The organism is Kordia sp. E, from assembly GCF_056033805.1.
The window spans coordinates 556,053-575,393 of the sequence record NZ_JBRASR010000002.1; the positions used below are offsets into that span (position 1 = coordinate 556,053).

Consider the following 19,341-nt stretch of genomic DNA (forward strand, 5'->3'; position numbering starts at 1 on the left):
TAAAGTTTATCTAAGTACATATTTTAATTTTTTATTGCAAGTTCGTGCCTATATACAGATGGAGAAATTTTATACCAACCTTTAAAAGCATTTACAAAAGCACTTGGGTTAGAGTAACCAAGCAAATAACTAATTTCTTTAATACTACTTGTTGATGCTAAATATTCTGTAGCCATACTTTTTTTGAGTTCATTTAATAGTTGGCTATATGTTGTATTTTCCTTTTTGAGTTTACGCTGCAAAGCACGTTCTGATATATGTAAATGATTTGCTACGGTATTCAATCTTGGAAAATCAGGATCTAATAATTTATAAATAATCTCTCTTACAACATCAGATATTTTTTCTGTTTTTTCTGTTTGTGAAGACAAACGTTTACAAACTAATTTCTCTAAGTGTACAAACAATTCATAATCGGCATATACAATTTTTTCATCAAGAATCTCAGAAGAGAACTCTATAAAAGTCTGTTCGTTTTTTGAAGCTATTGTACAATGAAATATTCGTTCATACAATGAAACATTATCAATTTCAAATTCGAATACTGCATACGTAGGATGGTATTTTTTTAAGGTTAAAAAATAAATTTCTTTGTATACAAAAGTCATCGAGCTTATGATTAATTGTTTACAAGCAATTGGATATTTTTCTTTAACCTTTCTTTCAATTTCAAAATATAATTTAAAGGTTGTACTCGTTTTTTCAAATCGTAATGTAATTACATTACTAATCAAATTAAAGGCAAATAATGCCTGCTCAATGCCATTCCCAATAGAATTACTGGTTTGTATCAGCTGCCCAACAATACCAAGTGCTGCCATATTAGATTGTTCGCCAAAAAAGAGTCCTAAATTTTGATTCTCTGTTTTTTGAACAAGCAACCGTATTAAAAGCGCAAATTGTTCAAACGAAACAAAGTCGTTATCCATAGTACTAACTTCACTTTGAATGAGTTTTGCTGTGTCGATATTCAATTTTTCCGCATAACTCAAATAACTAATAAATACTGTTTTTGCGATTACTTTTTCATTCATACTTTAAAAGTACACAAAGTATTATCAGGAATAAAATACGTGTCGCATTATCGTAACTGATTGTCGTAAAACAGTATAAAATTCATAGATACTGATTGTTTCTTTGTACAAAAGATAAAGCAAATGGAAAACTTAAAGTTTTGGTTATACTGTAATGCTATATTCTCTATAACAAGTGGATTGTGCTTACTCTTTGCAAATCAATTTCTACAAACGTTTTTAGGCTTTCACAATGCAAGTGTGCTACCTAGCCTTGGAATCAATTTGATTGTATTTGCTAGTTGTATTCTATTCATTATTAAATATTATTTAAAAAATAAAAACCTCATCTCCCTAATTATAGTGTTAGATATTTTATGGGTTGTTGGTAGTGGAATTCTAATTGTTTTTCAACTTTTCACACTATCTACAAAAGGATATTGGTTGATTGGAATAATTGCTTGTATTGTTGGTTGGTTTGCAAAGCAACAATACAAATACAAATTGTAATTACTAGTTATTGGCTATAATTCATTGCAAATTTTGTTTATATGACTTCATTAATGATGAGAAATCATTCATAAGTTTATAAGAAGGTAATGGTGTACTAAAAAATATGATTGTGAGTTATAGCCTTTTCTCATATTCTATTAATAAATTGTAAAAGTTTCATTTTTAGACAATTAAAAAACAACTTCCAACGTTAGCTTTAAAAACTAACCATTATGAAGTTCTTCAAAACCATTAGTATTCTTTCAGTTTTTCTATTTGTAGGCATCTGTTATGCACAAGACAAACCTGAATCAGAAATTGAACATACGATCAATTCAAAAGTTTTTGGTAAAGAACGCAAGGTAAAAGTCTTTTTGCCTAATAGATACAATAGAGATTCTATTTCTAAATATGCAGTAACTTATGTTTTAGATGCACAACATCAAATATTTTGGGATGCTGCCAAAGGGAATATTGGCTATATGGTTGACAATTATTCGGTAATACCAATGATTGTAGTTGGTGTGGTTTCTGATAATCGTGGACCAGAGTTTAACCCAGAAAATTCAAAACTTCAAGAGCATCTTAAAAATGAAGTATTTCCACTGATAGCAAAGAACTATAGGACAGACGGTTTTAGAACGATTTTAGGGCATTCATGGGGCGGCGCTTTTGTTGGGAATACATTGTTTAGTGACAAACGCGATATGTTTAGTGCTTATATAGGAATTAGTCCATCGTTTGGCGATAAAGACAATGTGATTGTAAAACACGCAGATTCTCTATTAAAAAATAATACCACGTTTGGAAAATATCTCTATTTCAGCCATGGTGATGTTGGAAGACGGGAAATAGAGTTTGGCGGTTATGTAAATACTATAGATTCGTTGCTTAAAATATACCCGAATAAAACCATTGCTTGGCAACCAAGACACATAGAACGTGTTGGGCATTGGCAAATTGTTGGTCCATCTATGTGTGATGGTTTAATTAGTATGAGCAGAAATTACTTTGCAGATCAGAAAGTACTGGAAGATTTTGCAAAAAATGGAAACTTAAAAGCACAACTTGATCAATTTAATAAACAACGAAAAGAAGTATTTGGTTATGTGCACGAAGCAAGTACTAACTATTTAAACTTTGTTGGAAACGATTTTAGAGATCAAGATAAATATGATGTTGCTGTCGAAATTTACACATTGGCTTTAGCCAAAAAACCGAATGATGTTAAAGTACATGTAAACATTTGCGATTTGTATGATAAGATGGGCAAAACAGCATTGGCTAAAACTAATTTTATAAAAACCAAAAAACTATTAGAAGAACAAAAAGCCACTGTTAGCGATAATTATTATAAAAACGTCATGGAATGGATTGATGAAAAGTTAGCGAGTTATGAGTAAGTAACTTTTGTCTTTTCTCGTAATTGCGGAATTAACTTTTCTTTCAGTAGTTGCATGTGTCCTTCTGACTCAATAACAAATTGAAATTTATGTTTTTTTCTCTCATGTTGAAATTCAATATAATTATCAGCGCCAAGACTCATCTTCGGATCTCTACTTTTACGAACTCCTTTGTAATCAAAAATTTTAAACTTAATATAGGTGACTTCTGAAAGTGGAAAAACTTCTGTATAATCAAAAGTGATTTCATCTTCATTAAAAAATAGAATGCTATTGACAGCAAGATCATTTCCATCGTAATCTCTATAAGACATAAATCTTCCTATAATAATACAAATTAGACATGTAAGCGCTATTAGCTTTACTGCCAAATAATTAAGTATGTTTAGTTCATATATTTTATGAAAAAGCGCTCCGAAAATTAATAAAAACCCAAATCCCATAAAACCTGCGAATACAACTTTTTCTGAATTTGAAATATCAAACCACACTCCCTTTTTAGAAGTAACTACATCAAAAGCTATTTTTTCCATGTATACATTTTTCTATAAATAATCAGTATCGAAATTTATAAAATGTTACAAAAATCTAACACAACATAATTATACTTTAAGATAATGCTTTTAAAAAAACAGTTACTAATTCCTTTATTAAGTTGTAAACAATTATATCATAGTATTTGTGAAACTAACTTTTGTTTTAGATTGTAATTTCGGAATTACTTTTTCGATAAGCAATTGCTTCTGACCTTCTGAAATTATGATAAATTGGTGTGTATATGTGTTTTCTTCTAACTGAAACGTGATAAAGTTAGCTGCTCCATAACACCGTCTTAGTTTTCCGTTATCATAGGCTAATAAATAGCCTTCAAGAGATTCCGAGATATGAAATTTGATATATTTCACTTTGTCTAGGGAATATACGTTGGTATAATCAATAGTAATTGCGTGTGCATCTAAAAAGAACAACCCTTTTTTTTCGAAATAATCTCCATTAAAAATATCAAAATACTTTAGGACTCCTATCAAGATGAAAATCAAAAAAATTAAACCTATAAAATTAAACGCAGTGTAATCCCGTAAATTTATGTCATAAACTTTATCAGATACAAAAGCAAAACCTAGTAATGACAAAATTCCAGTCAATCCTAGGATAGGAATCCATTTCGATTTAAAAAATCCATAGGAAAATCCTTTTCGGGTCATTATTAAATCAAATACTATTTTTTCCATAATGCTGTATTCCAGTTATACTATATGTATAAAAATAAAATACTATGTTACGAATTCATCTTTAATAATTCTTGATACGCTTTTTCCTGTGAATGAACGGCTTTCTCATCAAGTTTTACGTAGTTGTTTTTCTGTTTCGCATCAATGATTCTTGCTTTTACCGTATCATCCAATTGCCATTGTATATAGGTTTTAATTGTATTATGAATGTCTTTGTCTAGAATTGGCGCAATCACTTCAATACGATGATCTAAGTTACGTGTCATCCAATCTGCCGAACCAATATACATTTTTTCGTTTCCAGCATTTCCAAAGATATATACACGCGCATGTTCTAAAAACTGTCCTAATATACTTTTGATGGTAATGTTTTCGCTTTGCCCTTCAATTCCTGGCACTACACAACAAATACCGCGTACTAATAATTCAATTTTTACACCTGCATTACTTGCTTTGTACAAAGCATCAATCATTCTGATATCTTGAATACTGTTTAGTTTTAGAATGATATACGCTTCTTTTCCGGCTTTTGCAGTTGCAATTTCCTGATCAATCAATTCTAAAAAAGTACTTCGTGTTGTAAAAGGAGAAATCAATAACTTTTTACTTTTCGGAATGATGATCTCACGTTCTAATACCTGAAATACTTGTCTGAGTTCAGAAGTTACCTTTTCGTTTGCAGTCATCAAACCAAAATCTGTATACAACGTTGCCGTTTTTTCATTGAAATTCCCTGTTCCAATGTATCCGTATAATTTTGAAGTTTCGTTTTCTATACGCTCAATACACAATATCTTTGAATGCACTTTGATGCCTGGATAACTATAAATTACATTGGCGCCATTGTCTTCCAAAATCTTTCCCCATTTTATATTATTCTGTTCATCAAATCGGGCTTTGGTTTCTATAAACACCATGACTTTCTTGCCGTTTTTACAGGCATTAATTAAAGCAGTTGTCAATCGGGATTCTTTGGCAACACGGTATAAGGTAATTTTAATATTGGTTACCTTTTCATCAGCAGCCGCTTCTTCCAATAATTCAGAAACATGATCAAACGATTCATATGGAAAATACAACAATCTGTCTTTCGTTGAAATTGCTGTAAACATGCTATTATACTGCGATAATTCTTGATTGCGAACTGGCGGAAGTGTTGGCAATGATAACGCTTTCGCTGTCGGATTCGGAAAACCGAAAAAGTCTTTAAAATTATGATACGTTCCGCCTAAAACAATATCTGTTTCGTTTACGTTTAGTTCTTTTTTCAGCGCGTCTAAAAGTGTTTCTGGTGCTTTTTGATCAATTAGCATTCGTGTTACTTGACCAGTATCTCTATTGCTTAGTGAATTTTTGATTTTCTCCAATAAATTCCCTGAATATTCATTGTCAATGTACAATTCTGCATCACGCGAAACCTTCAAGGAGTAAAACGTATTTTCAGGATATATTGTTGATAATTTATATTTTAAAACGTCATCAATAAACGTAATAACATGTGTGCTATTTTCTGTTGGAAACACTACAAATCGTGCTGTATCTGACGGTATTTTAAATACAAGCAAGTTTCCTTCATGTACAGATACTAAATATAATTGTTCGTTTTCAATGAAAGTATCTTCTGAAGAAATTTTACTATCAAACAACAATTTTTCTTTTAATTCTTTTTGATAATATGCTTCCGCGAATTGTTGTTGTTGTGCATCTGTAAATTGTGTCCAATTTGTTAGTAGAATTCCTTCTGTTTTTAACTCTGGAATGATTTGATTTTGAAAGATGTTACCAAATTCTTCTTGTTGAAGATTGACTTCTTTTTTAATTTTTCGTAATACCTTATTTGGCTTCGTAATCAACTTTTTACGCAAGCCTTTGTCCAATTGTTTAATCTGTCGAATAGCAGAAACTCGCACTTTGAAAAATTCATCCAAATTGGAAGAAAAAATTGCTAAAAATTTAATTCGTTCATACAATGGATTTCGCTTGTCAGCAGCTTCCTGCAACACACGATGATTAAAACGTAACCATGATACATCTCTGTGATAATACTCTTCTGTGCTTAAAGACATTTAAATCAAGCTTTAGTGAATAAAAGTAGTCATTAATATATATAGAACCTTACGTTATAAAATGCTTAACAATATGATAAAGTTATTGACTTAGAAACAAATAGTTAGCTTCTTTTTCCCAAACATGACATATATCATATGACAGGCGCAAACTGCTGCTTACTTTTGAAATATAATTATTAGGTATGTGCAATTTAGTGAATAAATATAATGTGGCTGGTCCGCGATATACAAGTTATCCGACGGTTCCATATTGGAATTTAGATACATTTTCATTAGAAAAATGGAAAATAGCATTGCGAAAATCGTTCAGCGAAAGCAATGATAAAGAAGGAATAAGTATCTACATTCATTTGCCTTTTTGTGAAAGTTTATGTACGTTTTGCGGTTGTAACAAACGAATAACAAAAAGGCATGATGTAGAAACTCCTTATATAAATGCAGTTTTGAGTGAGTGGGCGTTGTACTGTGATCTATTGGAAGACAAACCAATGATTAAAGAACTTCATCTTGGTGGTGGAACGCCCACTTTTTTTTCACCAAAAAATTTACAAAAACTAATTGAAGGAATTCTTTCGCGCGCTACACTTGCCGAAAATTATGAATTTAGCTTTGAAGGTCATCCAAATAATACAACCGAAATACATTTACAGACTTTCTATGACTTAGGTTTTAGACGTGTGAGTTTTGGCGTGCAAGATTATAATGAAACGGTTCAGAAAGCAATTCATCGCATACAACCTTTTCAAAATGTAAAAAATGTTACAGAACTCGCTAGAACGATAGGATATACTTCTGTTGGACATGATATTATTTTCGGATTGCCATTTCAGACAACTGAACATGTTACAGAAACTATTGCCAAAACAAAGCAGTTGGCGCCTGATAGTATTGCTTTTTACAGTTATGCACACGTACCTTGGATAAAAGGAAATGGACAACGCGGTTTTAAAGATGACGATTTACCAACTGCCAATGAAAAGACAGCTCAGTACAATTTGGGTAAGTTTTTATTAAAAGAAGCTGGTTATATAGACATTGGAATGGATCATTTTGCATTGCCAACAGATGCGTTGTATACATCAATGATTGAAAAACGTTTACACAGAAATTTTATGGGATATACTGCCAATAAAACACAGGTTATGATTGGCTTAGGCGTTTCTTCAATAAGTGATAGTTGGTATGGTTTTGCACAGAATGTAAAAGATATTGAAACCTATTACGAATTAGTAAATAAAGATTGTATTCCTGTGGTGAAAGGTCATATCCTTACGGAAGAAGATTTAATTATTAGAAAGCATATTTTGAACTTAATGTGCAACTTTAAAACTTCATGGAATACTGAAACAACACAAATTCCTGAATTGTCAAATATACGCTTGAAATTACAAGAATTTGAAGTTGACGAATTAATACATATTACCAATAATACACTATACATTACCAAAAAGGGAAAACCTTTTGTACGTAACATTTGCATGGCTTTTGACGTATTGTTACAACGAAAAAAACCAGCAACACAATTATTCTCAATGACTATTTAAAAAACTAGATATGAAAAAAATTATTGTACCCGTAGATTTCTCAAAACATTCAGAATTTGCACTGGAAGCTGCCGCAATTATGGCTAAAAAATACGATGCAGAAGTATTGGCATTACATATGCTAGAATTATCAAATGCGCTTATTTCTGACACTGATGGCAATAGACAAGCAGAAGCTGTTTTTTTCTTGAAATTAGCCGAACAAAAGTTTATAGATTTCTTAGACAAACCATATTTAAAAGATGTAAAGGTAACACCAATTGTAAAGCATTTTAAAGTGTTTAGCGAGGTGAATGATGTTGCCAAAGAGCACAATGCAGATATAATTATTATGGGATCGCATGGTTCAAGTGGTATAAAAGAAGTATTTATTGGATCGAACACAGAAAAAGTAGTTCGTCATTCAGATATTCCTGTATTGGTTGTAAAATATAATCCTATTTTGATGGATTTTGAAAATGTAGTACTTGCGTGCGACTTTTCAAAGGAAGCCATTAAACCATATATCAACGCAAAAGCACTATTTTCAAAACTTGGTGCTACGTTGCACTTAGTGTATGTAAACTTACCAGGTGCGAGTTTTAAAAGTTCTACAGAAATGGAAACACGTGTAGAAGATTTTTTAAAGATTGCTGACGGACATACAGATACGATGGAACATATACATTACGTAAGTGATTATTCTATTGAAAAAGGTATTTTAAACTTTGCAAGTATCAAAGGAGCTGATTTAATTGCGGTGGCAACACATGGACGCAAAGGATTGGCACATTTTTTTGAAGGAAGTATTTCTGAAGACATCGCAAATCATTCTACATTGCCAGTAATAACATTCAAAATTTAATTTCTCTATATGAAATTCTTTACAGAATTTCACTCAGAACAACATTCTAATGAAAAAAAGCAGGAAAATTCTAACATTTTCCTGCTTTTTTATACTTAGTTTTTAAATTATGTTTTTGATATTGATTGAATTCTTGTAAATTTAGCTGAAACTATGTATTTGACTTAAACTTAAACCCTTTGAATCAAATTAAACCCTGGACTGTTATTGAACTGTGAAAAATCTACATTACCCTCAAAAAGTATTTAATTCACTTTATTAAATATGATCACACATTTTTAAAGTCATATTTCGCCAGTCCTTAAAGTTACCTTTTAGATAATACTGTGTATTGTTACAGTACTGAAAGCTTTATAAAATAACCTAATGAACCAAAAAAAAACACCTTTTAAACCAAACCCTCTCAGAGACAAAATCATAGAAAGTGATGGAGTTTCTTTTAAATTATGGCTCGAATTTGAAGAAACATGTAGTTGGGAAAATCTAGAAAATGATTTTGCCAATATTGGAGTTGATATGCTTGATGGAAGATATTATGGCATTAATGTTTGGACGTATCAATTTTTACAAACTGCCACTGACTACGATAAAGAAAATAATGACAACCTTCATGGTTTGTATCAAATCCCACCAGATCTTTTCGTCAAAGAATTGACAAGAGATTGTATTGAAAAAACTATTACAGATATATTAAAACAAGGAAGTTTAGAAGATGTATTAAATACTTCCGTCTTTAATTTAAAGTTTATAGAACCGTATTGGGATGCGCTAGAAATAGAAGAAGATCATATCCGGACTTTGATGAATGAACTCAAACTCGAACTTTCTCCAAATCATATTCTATATAACAAAAACGTTGAGCTGATTGCTAAAAAAACGAACAACGATGATATTGTTTTAGAATTAGAAGATAACAGTATTGCTCTTGTACATTTGACTTGGTCTGCAAAACAAGAAGCAGAAGGATTTCCAGTAACCAGAATTTATAAAGACAACTTAGATTTTTGGAAAAACGAAATGCTTGAAGATGTACATCCATTTCAAAAAGAAAATAATCCGCAAGAAAACTAAAATTTTGACGCAACCATTTGAAAAAAAGACATCTATTGTAAAACAATACACATGAAAAAGTTTATACTGTTACTATTAACAATTGGATTATTTTCAAATTGTTCAAATGATGATGACAATCAAACAGATAGTGAGATTGTTGGAGAATGGAAATTAACAAAAGCAATTTTTATTAGTCAAACTGTAAACGAAATTGATTATACAGATCAAAATATCGTATATAATTTTCATTCCAATGGAGTACTTTCAGTTTCTGGAGGAGCAAATGCAGGGTATCCAATTGGTGAGTATGAATACATTTTTGGAGAAGATTATTTAACTGGATCTCCAAATCCTGGAGAACAAATGATCGTACTCGTAAAAATTGGAGAGGCAAAATGGACGTATGATTTCACAAACGGACAAATGAAAATAGGGCAATCATATATAGATGGCCCTGATTTAGTTTTTGAAAGAAATTAGATTATTCATCACGGATGCGTTACAAACAAAGGTTTCTTTAATGTTTTGCTAATTGTTGTGGTAGATGAATGCTTAAATAAACGTTCGAATACAGATTCTTTCTGAACAATTAAACCAATCATATCAATTTCATGTAGCTGCACATAACATGATTTTACATATGCTAATGGTACATTTTGAACAACACAATACTTGTAGTTTATACCTTTACAATGCTTCATTAAATACGATTCGTCATAACGTGGTGCTGTCGTAGGTTTTTCATACACACGAACAATATGCATTTCAATAGTATGTTCTTTCACAATATTTAAAATACTTGTAAACGCTTCACTTTGGATATCATCTTTCGCGTCAAGCAATAACAATAATGTTTTTGGATGATTATACTTTGTATATTCAGGAATTATAAGTGTATTACAATTGATGCTCCGTATGATACTTAACGTATGACTTCCAAAGACAATTTCTTCCATGTTAGAAACACCATTATATCCTGCTACTACTAAATCAATCTTTTTCTCTTCAATAATGCGATAGGTTGCCTGAATAAACGTATCGTAATCAAGAATAGAATGGAATTCATGTTTGTCATTCTGTGACGATTGTTTCAATGTATCCATAAATTTCTGTAAACGATCTTTTTCCGCTTTTAAAACACTATCATATACATTAGCAGTAGCGGAAGACATTAAATCATCCATTGTAAAACTTCCCGATTTGTGCACATGCATAATGTAAAAACAACAGGTTTCGTTTTTTAGAAAATCAATTGCATACTGTGTTGCATTTTTCGAACATGCTGAGAAATCGGTTAATATTAAAATGTTTTTCATAAGATTGTTATTTAATGAATTTCGCTACTGCATTTTGACATATTAAAATTGGTCTAGTAAATAGTTAATTAAATCTGTTGTGGTCAGAATTCCAACAAGTTTTTCATTGTCAGTTACTGGCAATGCATGAAACTCTTTTTTGGCTAATATTTCAGCCGCTTCTTTAATGGTCGTTTGCGAACCTACACTGACCAAGTTTTTCGCCATTACTTGCTCTATGGTAAACATATTATACACAACGGTTTCTACATTTGATTCTTCTTCATACGCTCCATCTGCAAAGCTTATACGTAATAAATCAGTATAACTCAACATTCCAATAATGGCATCGCCGCTTACGACAGGAATGTGACGAATATTTTTTGATTTAAACAAACGTTCTGCTGTGTCTAAATTGTCTGTATGGTTTAATGTGATGACATTTGCTGTCATAATTGTTGAAACTGGAGTTCTTTTCTTCATCTTAATTTAGTTTTAATTTCTATATTAAAAGTACCCAAGAATCAGAAGAATTACTATGATATTTGTCATAGTAAGAAAGGTTTTTAATAGTGTCTTTGAAAAAAATTTAAGCATCCTATGAAAATTTGCAATACACCCTAATTAAAAATTAATGTTTAAAAGAAAACACACCTATTCCTTTGAAATTCATAAAGATTCTTTTAGCTTTAGTTATCATAGAAACATACGGAATTCCGAGTATGTAAATGTTGGTAAGCATTAGATAGATTGGAAAAGAACGAATACATAGAATTTAAAATTAATGATGTAGTTAAGTTTAATGATTTAATTAAACTCCTTGACCTGATTTCTAAATCGAAAAAAAGTGGAGATTATATAACTGATGAATATTGGCTGGGCAAATTTCCAGACTATACTCTTAAGCATTACTATTTTGCAGATTCTGATTTCAAGCCTGAATTTCAAACTAGTGAACCTGATGGCGGAACTTGGCATTTTTATTCAATGACGCAATATCTAGTTAAAAATGTAGATATCGAGTTTTTGAAATGTGAAAATATTGGAGATGGAAAAGGACGGCTTGAATTCTATGCTTATGGATATCCTTATGGCGGAATTACAGGTTTAACTATGTTTCTTAATTCATTTGACTTTAAAGCGACTGAAATAGATGAAGGTGGTGGAATATATCAAGTGGAGTGGAAAAACGAAACGGAATTCGAATTAAAAAAATAAAAAAATTTGACAACAATAGCTATAATTCATTATGGCAAAAAGTTAAAACAAAGTTTAATTTATAAAATAAAGGGCTGGATTTCGGCAGAATAATTCTGTAGATGACTCCACAACGAAATCATGCACAAACACGTTATAAACCATAAAATGAAGACTTTAATAGAAACAGAAAGATTATTGTTAAAGGAAATTACCTTGGACGATAAAGAGGAAATGTTTCGGTTACATTCTAATTCTGACGTACAAAAATATACGGGAGAACCACTCATTGAATCTATTGAAGAAATGGAACAAGCAATACGGGCAAGAACTAACGACTATAAAAAGTATGGATATGGAAGATGGGCTACCTTTCTAAAAAATGAAATGCAGTTTATTGGCTGGGCTGGTTTAGCATATTTGCCTGAATTTGATGAAATTGATCTTGGTTATCGGTTTTTACCTAAGTATTGGGGAATGGGCTTTGCAACAGAAGTATCTCATGCAATTTTGACATACGGATTTGATAAACTCCAATTAAAACGGATAATTGCTATTGCTATGAAAGAAAATAAAGCATCCATAAGAGTAATGGAAAAAGTTGGGATGAAATTTGACAAGTTTGCACCTTATGAACCTGGAAGTAAAGATGTTGCTTGGTATTGGTGTGATAAAAATCTTATCACAAAAAACAAAGAGCATTAAAAACTAGTACTTATGTAAACGATTGACATACTACCTCACGAACTCAATATTAATGGAAGAAATAGATAAGATAAGAGAATTAGTTAATTATAATCTATGGGCTAACAAACGACTATTAACTTGGCTAAAAGCTAATGAACAAAAATTATTGACGAAGGAATGTAAATCAAGTTTTTCTAATATCTTAAAGACAGTAGATCATATTTTGGATGGTCAAATATTTTATTATTGTGTTTTAAAAGAGCAACCTCTTGAAAGGTTATGGGGAAATACTCTTGAAGAAATTCTAAAAGGGCTTATTGAACAATCAGAAGTTTTTGTAGACTATGTTAAAAGTCAAAAGTCATTAAATGAGTCTAGATTCTTGAAAGTAACTACTTTGGAAGGAACCTTCACGCAGTTTGAGTTAATTCAACATTGCATGAATCATAGCACTTTTCATCGAGGACAAATAATTACAATGGGACATCAATTAGGACTCACAAAAGCACCTTCAACAGATATGCTATTCTATTTTATTAAACGAAACAAACAGCTCTGATGAAGCCGAATAGTATAAATTGAAACACGTTAAATATCACTGCCAAAAACTAAAATAAAAATGATAAAAGGACTTTTTGAAACCCATCTATTTGTTGAAAATCTTGAACGTTCAATTGACTTTTACACGAATACATTAAAACTTGAGCAATATCTTTATGAAGAAGATAGAAGAGTTGCACTATTCTGGATAGGAGAACCACAAAAAGCAATGTTAGGTTTGTGGGAAAAACCAAAAGAAGAAATTGACGTAAGGCATTTTGCTTTTGAGTGTGACTGGGATTGGATTTTAAATGAGTCCGTAAACTTTTTGAAATTAAATAATCTAAACTTTTGGAATTTTTTAAACGATTCTACTGAACAACCAATGGTATTTGTGAACATACCTGCAATAGCAATATATTTTTCTGATCCAGATGGACATTACTTAGAATTTATTGGAAAATTACCTGGAAAATATAGACCAGAAAAAGGAAGTTTAGTTTTATCCTATGAAGAATGGTTAGAACTTGAGAAGAATGAAAAATAACAATATACAACGCCGTATAAAGCTAATTGTCATTAAATTAAATGCATAGCCACGCAACCTATCTACAAAAAATGCATCTATACTATAAATCGATTTATATCATGAAAAAAATAATCTTACTTGTATTCATCATCGGAATTGTATCTTCTTGTAGTAATGATGACGATACGAATACAAATTCGGAAGTAGCTGGAAGTTGGATACTTACCAAAATGAGCGGAAGTATTCCAAACTCTACAGTTACAGGTGTTGATATGGAATGGCAAGAAACATATGTATTAAATACGAATCTAACTTTTGTAAAAAAGAGAGAAAGAGATGGAATTATCACAGAAGTTTCAGGCACATATACCGTACTTCTTCCACAAGATACTGGTCGCATACTAGAACTCACTTTTACGAATGATAATAATATTATTGGAAATTGTTCTGCAGACTTGGTTGAACATATGGATTTTCGATCTGACAATTTATTTATAAGTTCATGGCAAGCCTGTGACGGACCAGGTTTACAGTATGAGAAACTGAATTAATCGTTTCTAATTAAGAATAGTTATCTTTAATCTAGTTATCATTTGTAATGGTTTACAAAAAAAGATAAACAAATACATGACAAACTTTAAACATATACTCTTAATTGCTTTTTCTTTAGCATTGTTTTCTTGCGGGAAAAGTTATGATTATAACGCTATAGAAGGATACGACTTTATTAAAAACGCAGAAAAAGCAGTGCAACAAAATGAAATTGCATTAGCAGAAGCATACCTAGAAAAAGCTAGTAATAGTAATTATGGTTCCTGTGGAAATTCATGGATAGAAGCAAAAGTTGGTATTGATTTAGTTAAAGCTCAAATCTTAAATAAAAAAACTCAAATCTTGAATAAAAAAGGCAACTATGATGAAACCTTACAACTATTGGAATCTATTAATAGATGTTATTTAGGAGCGGACTGTAATAAACGTGATTCCTTAAAAATTGAAACACTTTTTCTTAAACATGGTAAGGACAAAGTAGTAAAAGCATTTAAATCGTTGACAGATGTGGATAAGCATGACGACAATGGTTTTGAATCGTATTCAGTATATATAAAAGAATTAGAATATACACTCGCTTTTGGAGAATATCTCCCAAGAATTACTCATAATGAAAACGGAGAACTAACGTTACACGAACCTGTTGACAATAGCTTTGTTAGTGTTGCAAAAGCATGTGGTCTTTATACATTAATTGAAAACTAATTATCATTAATGACAATTCATCGTATTGGTCACCATTCCAGCATTTGGAGCTGGAGAAATATATGGAATTCCCAAACCTAGACCGCGAAGTATAAACAATACTCCAATTAACACAACAAGTACAGGAATGGCTTTTTGAATGCGTTGTTTTATAGAAGTGTTTAAAAATTTACCCAAATAAATAGCCGTTGTCATCAGTGGAATTGTGCCCAATCCGAACAAAACCATATACAAACTTCCTTGGTAAATGCTTCCAGTTGCCACTGCACCAAAAACTGCCATATAGACCAATCCACAAGGTAAAAATCCATTCAAAAAACCAATCGTAAAAAAAGTATCTAGCCTTTTCTTTTTGAATTGTGCACCTAAACTCGACTTGATTTTTGAAATGATTCTATACACAGGTTTTGAAAAATTATACTTGCTAAATGTCTTGTATGGAATACTGATCACAACAATCATTAAAACGCCAATAACAATAGACAATCGTTGTTGCAATCCGAAGATATAAATGCTTTTTCCGAGCAGTCCAAATACGAGTCCAATCGTTGCATACGACAACAATCGTCCTGCATGATACAATACTATTTGTGCTACTTTCTTAATACTATTTGTACGATCTACAGGCAACATAAACGCAATTGGTCCGCACATGCCAACGCAGTGAAAACTTCCCAATAACCCTAATATAAATCCTGCTACTAACATAAAAAAATTATTTTTTCAATTCCGCACTTGATGCGGAATCTATTATTTTCTATTTGTTATTAATTTAAAAGCTATTCTCGATACAATTTTCTAAATAAAAAAATGCTAATCGTCAGATTGAGTGAAATTCTGAAAGAATTTTGTATCGAAATCAATACACTAACAATTCTTTATACAAATACGTTTCGCCTTCATAACTCCAATCAACTTTAATGTCCCAACGACCATCTAGCAAACGATTGTCAGGTATGAGCAATGTGTGGTCTGATAACGAAATGTGCATTTCGAAATCGTATTGTTTGCTTGATGGTCTATATAGGAACACTTTTCCTTTGATTTTATCTTCAGTTAATGATTTTGGGAACTTCAATACAATTCCTGAACTGATACGTTCCCAAGAAATATTTTCAGATAATTTTTGTGCATTCTTCAACTTATCAATATCACTTTGATACTTCAATTCTGCTTCATAATACGATTCGGTCACCAAATCATGATCGTATTGTTTTTTAATATTCATATTAATCACGAAATACATAATGAAACTTATAAAGCCTATGAATGCTAATACAATTCCTGTTCCCCAATTTATTTTCATCTGTTCTATTTTTTATAGCATTTCCTCCGAAAAAACGGAGGTCAGGCTTTCGGCTGTATCTTTTATCTTGTTCTCGATACAATTTTGTTTTTTTCAGCATAGCTGAAATACAAAATCACTCGAACTGACGATAAAAGGATGTCGCCTCTATCCTTAATGCAGTTTTTAGTTTGCAATTCTTATGTCAAGTACCTCAACAAACCTTGCATATTGAATTTACCTAATTCACAATAATAATTATTGAGCTTATCAGATTCCCGTTTTCACAGGAACTTAGTTATAACTCGTTGGACCAATAAAACTTACCGTGGTAGTCTCTATCAATTTATCTTTACTATAAACCTCAACAGTCACTTTATTTTTTCCACTTTTTAATTGCCTCTTCGGAATTTCTATAAACAAAGTTCCTTCTGCAATTCCTTGTCTTGGAATAATAAAATTCTCTGAATTCGTAACTGGTTTTATTGTTCCGCCTTCATACTTGCGAATCTTAAAATGTACATTCGGAATGGAATCTGTCGTCTTATTAATCAATTTATACGTAAATACATTACTGATTCTATTATCTGGCTTTTGTTCATATAACTGACCAGACAATCGTAAGATATTTGCTTCTACATCATTTCTAATCATCAACATACCAATCAATACGCCTGTCAAAATCACTAATACTGCCGTATATCCTTTTAATCGTGGTGTAAACTTGAATTTCTCTTTCTTTTCAATTTCTTCTTCACTTGTATATCGGATCAAGCCTTTTGGCAAGTTTACTTTTTCCATAATGGTATCGCACTCATCAATACAAGCTGTACAATTGACACATTCTAACTGCGTTCCATTTCTAATATCAATTCCCGTAGGACACACATTTACACATTGAAAACAATCAATGCAATCTCCATTTCCTAATTCGAATCTATCTTCATTTTTCTTAAACTTCTTACGTCCTTTTTCACCTTCTCCACGCTTATGATCGTAAGCAACCAATATTGATTTATTATCAAGTAAAACACCTTGTAATCTTCCGTAAGGACACGCAATAACACATACTTGCTCACGAAACCATGCAAATACGAAGTAGAATACTGCTGTAAAAATCAGCAACGGAAATAAGGTTCCTAAATGCTTAAAAGGTCCATCCGTAATATCTTGAATCAGTTGATCGCTTCCAATTAAATATGCTAAAAACACATTTGCGATGATAAACGAAATCACTAAAAAGATAAACCATTTTAAGAGTCGTTTTTTTATCTTCTCTGCATTCCACGCTTGTTTTGCTAAACGAGTTTGCTTTCCTCTATCACCATCAATCCAATATTCAATTCGCCTGAAAACCATTTCTAAGAAAATAGTTTGTGGACAAATCCAACCGCAAAAAATACGCCCAAAAGCAACCGTAAATAATGCAATGAAAATAACGAATATGATCATTGAAATTACGACTAAATGAAAATCTTGCGGCCAAAACGGAAATCCAAAAATATTGAAACGTCTTTCCAACACATTGAACAGTAAAAATTGATTTCCGTTTATTTTGATAAACGGTGCAGCTAGTAAAAATATTAGTAATACATAGCTGACTATTTTTCGCCATTCATAGTATTTCCCACTTGGTTTTTTTGGAAATACCCAAGCGCGTTTTCCTTCTTCATTTATCGTTCCAATGGAATCTCTGAATGTTTCGTTTTCTGGCGTTTCCACAATAACTAGTTGTTAGTTTTTGGTGTTTCCGTTGTTACTTTTATAGAATCATTTACGTTGGTCTTCTCTCCTACTTTTGAAGCATTTTCTCCTTCAGGAACTTCAGGAACCCAAATTTCTCCTTCAGGCGCTTTTGGTTCTGCTGGCGTTGTCCCTTGAAAGTTGAGTACATAACTTGCTACTTGCGCAATTTGAGAAGGTTTTAATTCTTTTTTCCAAGCTTCCATTCCTTTTCCACTTCGTCCTCCTTCAGAGATTGTTTTGAAGACATTGTTAATTCCTCCACCTAAAATCCAATGTTTGTCTGTTAGGTTTGGACCAATTCCTCCACCACCATCAATTTTGTGACAGGCAATACATTTTTCTGTAAAAATGCTTTTCCCTGCACTTATGTCGCCAGGTTCAGTAAGTACAGTAACTGTCTTATAGTCTACTAAGTCTTTTGCTGTTTTTAAGTATTCTTGATATGCTTTGTCTGCTTCTACATATTCAACGGCCAATTCATCATATTGGTTTTCGCCATTAAACACATGATATTTAAACATATATATTACTGCAAAAAAGATAGAAATATAGAAACTGTATACCCACCAAGGCGGTAAGTTGTTATCGAGCTCTTTAATTCCGTCATAATTATGATCCAAAATAATTTCGGCTTCTTCTTCAATTGGTTTCGAGCCAAGTAATTTTATATACGTTTTCTTGCACCAGTTAATCAACTTATATTCTGGCACTTTATTTTTCTTTTCTAGATAGCGCTCTTTTGCAGCTTCATCTAGTCCGTTGAATAGAATATTTTCCATTGCTCCTACAATTCCTTCAATAGCAATCAGTATAAATAATACTAACACTAAGAATAACATAATCATTGGATTATCAATGAATGCTGGTCTGTCGCCAGATTCTACAAAGTATTCGATTCCTATAAACAATAGGAAAAAAATGACGAGTACACGTACCCAAGATGGAATTAGATTTCTCATAGTTTCTGGTTATTATTTTGATTGTCTAATGGAATATTGCTCACACGTGTGATGTATTCTTTTTTTGCTGTGATTACCCACCAAAATAGTATTACGAAAAAGGTAAAGAAGATGAGTAAGGAGATCAGTGGATAGATTTCTATTCCTGTGATGCTCTCCATATGATTTTTTACAAATTTTAGCATGATACTTCGTT

Annotated in this window: 23 protein-coding genes; 12 read left to right on the plus strand and 11 right to left on the minus strand. The window is 31.6% G+C overall.

The annotated features are described in order from the left end of the window. Positions 1-23 precede the first annotated feature (23 nt). Positions 24-1,034 (minus strand): AraC family transcriptional regulator ligand-binding domain-containing protein, encoded by a 1,011-nt coding sequence (locus tag ACUUYC_RS05530; protein ID WP_474264478.1) that lies wholly within the window; start codon positions 1,032-1,034, stop codon positions 24-26. 123 nt (positions 1,035-1,157) lie between these two features. Here ACUUYC_RS05530 and ACUUYC_RS05535 point away from each other — a divergent pair, with 123 nt between their 5' ends. Both ACUUYC_RS05535 and ACUUYC_RS05540 read left to right on the plus strand, forming a co-directional pair. Then, positions 1,158-1,523 carry a hypothetical protein gene (locus ACUUYC_RS05535; protein ID WP_474264479.1) on the plus strand — a complete coding sequence of 122 codons (366 nt, stop codon included), beginning with the start codon at positions 1,158-1,160 and terminating at the stop codon, positions 1,521-1,523. A gap of 215 nt (positions 1,524-1,738) precedes the next feature. Further along, positions 1,739-2,908, plus strand: a complete 1,170-nt coding sequence (locus ACUUYC_RS05540; protein ID WP_474264480.1) for an alpha/beta hydrolase-fold protein — start codon at positions 1,739-1,741, stop codon at positions 2,906-2,908. Here the strand turns inward: ACUUYC_RS05540 and ACUUYC_RS05545 are convergent. From ACUUYC_RS05545 to ppk1, 3 genes are all read right to left on the minus strand, one after another. Continuing rightward, positions 2,899-3,441 (minus strand): hypothetical protein, encoded by a 543-nt coding sequence (locus ACUUYC_RS05545; RefSeq protein ID WP_474264481.1) that lies wholly within the window; start codon positions 3,439-3,441, stop codon positions 2,899-2,901. The two genes, ACUUYC_RS05540 and ACUUYC_RS05545, sit on opposite strands and share 10 nt — an antisense overlap. Before the next feature lie 132 nt (positions 3,442-3,573). Next, on the minus strand, positions 3,574-4,140 hold the full coding sequence (locus ACUUYC_RS05550) for a hypothetical protein (protein WP_474264482.1): 567 nt from the start codon (positions 4,138-4,140) through the stop codon (positions 3,574-3,576). Positions 4,141-4,187: 47 nt separating this feature from the next. After that, positions 4,188-6,206, minus strand: a complete 2,019-nt coding sequence (gene ppk1, locus ACUUYC_RS05555) for a polyphosphate kinase 1 (protein WP_474264483.1) — start codon at positions 6,204-6,206, stop codon at positions 4,188-4,190. Between the two features lie 185 nt (positions 6,207-6,391). Between ppk1 and hemN the strand changes: the two genes are divergently transcribed. The 4 genes from hemN (at position 6,392) to ACUUYC_RS05575 (ending at position 10,130) form a co-directional block, all read left to right on the plus strand. Beyond that, positions 6,392-7,753 carry an oxygen-independent coproporphyrinogen III oxidase gene (gene hemN / locus ACUUYC_RS05560; RefSeq protein WP_474264484.1) on the plus strand — a complete coding sequence of 454 codons (1,362 nt, stop codon included), beginning with the start codon at positions 6,392-6,394 and terminating at the stop codon, positions 7,751-7,753. 10 nt (positions 7,754-7,763) lie between these two features. Then, a complete protein-coding gene (locus ACUUYC_RS05565) occupies positions 7,764-8,597 on the plus strand; it encodes a universal stress protein (RefSeq protein ID WP_474264485.1) in 834 nt (277 codons plus the stop codon). A 366-nt stretch (positions 8,598-8,963) separates the two neighbouring features. Beyond that, a complete protein-coding gene (locus ACUUYC_RS05570) occupies positions 8,964-9,668 on the plus strand; it encodes a hypothetical protein (protein ID WP_474264486.1) in 705 nt (234 codons plus the stop codon). A 51-nt stretch (positions 9,669-9,719) separates the two neighbouring features. Next, on the plus strand, positions 9,720-10,130 hold the full coding sequence (locus tag ACUUYC_RS05575) for a hypothetical protein (RefSeq protein ID WP_474264487.1): 411 nt from the start codon (positions 9,720-9,722) through the stop codon (positions 10,128-10,130). A gap of 8 nt (positions 10,131-10,138) precedes the next feature. On the opposite strand, the gene ACUUYC_RS05580 is transcribed toward ACUUYC_RS05575, so the two are convergent. Then, entirely contained in the window at positions 10,139-10,966 is an 828-nt protein-coding gene (locus ACUUYC_RS05580; RefSeq protein ID WP_474264488.1) for a universal stress protein, read from the minus strand. Positions 10,967-11,008: 42 nt separating this feature from the next. Then, complete coding sequence (locus ACUUYC_RS05585; protein WP_474264489.1) at positions 11,009-11,428, minus strand: CBS domain-containing protein; 420 nt, start codon at positions 11,426-11,428, stop codon at positions 11,009-11,011. Between the two features lie 267 nt (positions 11,429-11,695). On the opposite strand from ACUUYC_RS05585, the gene ACUUYC_RS05590 reads away from it, so the two are divergent. The 6 genes from ACUUYC_RS05590 to ACUUYC_RS05615 all read left to right on the plus strand — a co-directional run bounded on the left by ACUUYC_RS05590 (position 11,696) and on the right by ACUUYC_RS05615 (position 15,155). Next, positions 11,696-12,163: a hypothetical protein gene (locus ACUUYC_RS05590; protein WP_474264490.1), complete on the plus strand. Its 468-nt coding sequence runs from the start codon at positions 11,696-11,698 to the stop codon at positions 12,161-12,163. Between the two features lie 147 nt (positions 12,164-12,310). Next, positions 12,311-12,847: a GNAT family N-acetyltransferase gene (locus ACUUYC_RS05595; RefSeq protein WP_474264491.1), complete on the plus strand. Its 537-nt coding sequence runs from the start codon at positions 12,311-12,313 to the stop codon at positions 12,845-12,847. A 52-nt stretch (positions 12,848-12,899) separates the two neighbouring features. Further along, entirely contained in the window at positions 12,900-13,388 is a 489-nt protein-coding gene (locus ACUUYC_RS05600) for a DinB family protein (RefSeq protein ID WP_474264492.1), read from the plus strand. 60 nt (positions 13,389-13,448) lie between these two features. After that, the gene (locus tag ACUUYC_RS05605; protein ID WP_474264493.1) at positions 13,449-13,916 is read left to right on the plus strand and encodes a VOC family protein; all 468 of its coding nucleotides are present in this window, start codon (positions 13,449-13,451) and stop codon (positions 13,914-13,916) included. Positions 13,917-14,017: 101 nt separating this feature from the next. Then, complete coding sequence (locus tag ACUUYC_RS05610) at positions 14,018-14,449, plus strand: hypothetical protein (protein ID WP_474264494.1); 432 nt, start codon at positions 14,018-14,020, stop codon at positions 14,447-14,449. A 76-nt stretch (positions 14,450-14,525) separates the two neighbouring features. Further along, complete coding sequence (locus ACUUYC_RS05615) at positions 14,526-15,155, plus strand: hypothetical protein (protein ID WP_474264495.1); 630 nt, start codon at positions 14,526-14,528, stop codon at positions 15,153-15,155. A gap of 6 nt (positions 15,156-15,161) precedes the next feature. Here ACUUYC_RS05615 and ACUUYC_RS05620 read toward each other — a convergent pair whose 3' ends face one another. From ACUUYC_RS05620 to ACUUYC_RS05640, 5 genes are all read right to left on the minus strand, one after another. Beyond that, a complete protein-coding gene (locus ACUUYC_RS05620; RefSeq protein ID WP_474264496.1) occupies positions 15,162-15,863 on the minus strand; it encodes a sulfite exporter TauE/SafE family protein in 702 nt (233 codons plus the stop codon). Positions 15,864-16,014: 151 nt separating this feature from the next. Then, complete coding sequence (locus tag ACUUYC_RS05625) at positions 16,015-16,461, minus strand: FixH family protein (RefSeq protein WP_474264497.1); 447 nt, start codon at positions 16,459-16,461, stop codon at positions 16,015-16,017. 273 nt (positions 16,462-16,734) lie between these two features. Continuing rightward, positions 16,735-18,162 (minus strand): cytochrome c oxidase accessory protein CcoG, encoded by a 1,428-nt coding sequence (gene ccoG, locus ACUUYC_RS05630; protein WP_474264498.1) that lies wholly within the window; start codon positions 18,160-18,162, stop codon positions 16,735-16,737. Positions 18,163-18,167: 5 nt separating this feature from the next. Next, a complete protein-coding gene (locus ACUUYC_RS05635) occupies positions 18,168-19,145 on the minus strand; it encodes a cbb3-type cytochrome c oxidase N-terminal domain-containing protein (RefSeq protein WP_474264499.1) in 978 nt (325 codons plus the stop codon). Next, a complete protein-coding gene (locus ACUUYC_RS05640; protein WP_474264500.1) occupies positions 19,142-19,330 on the minus strand; it encodes a CcoQ/FixQ family Cbb3-type cytochrome c oxidase assembly chaperone in 189 nt (62 codons plus the stop codon). The genes ACUUYC_RS05635 and ACUUYC_RS05640 overlap by 4 nt, the downstream gene beginning before the upstream one ends. Positions 19,331-19,341: the final 11 nt, after the last annotated feature.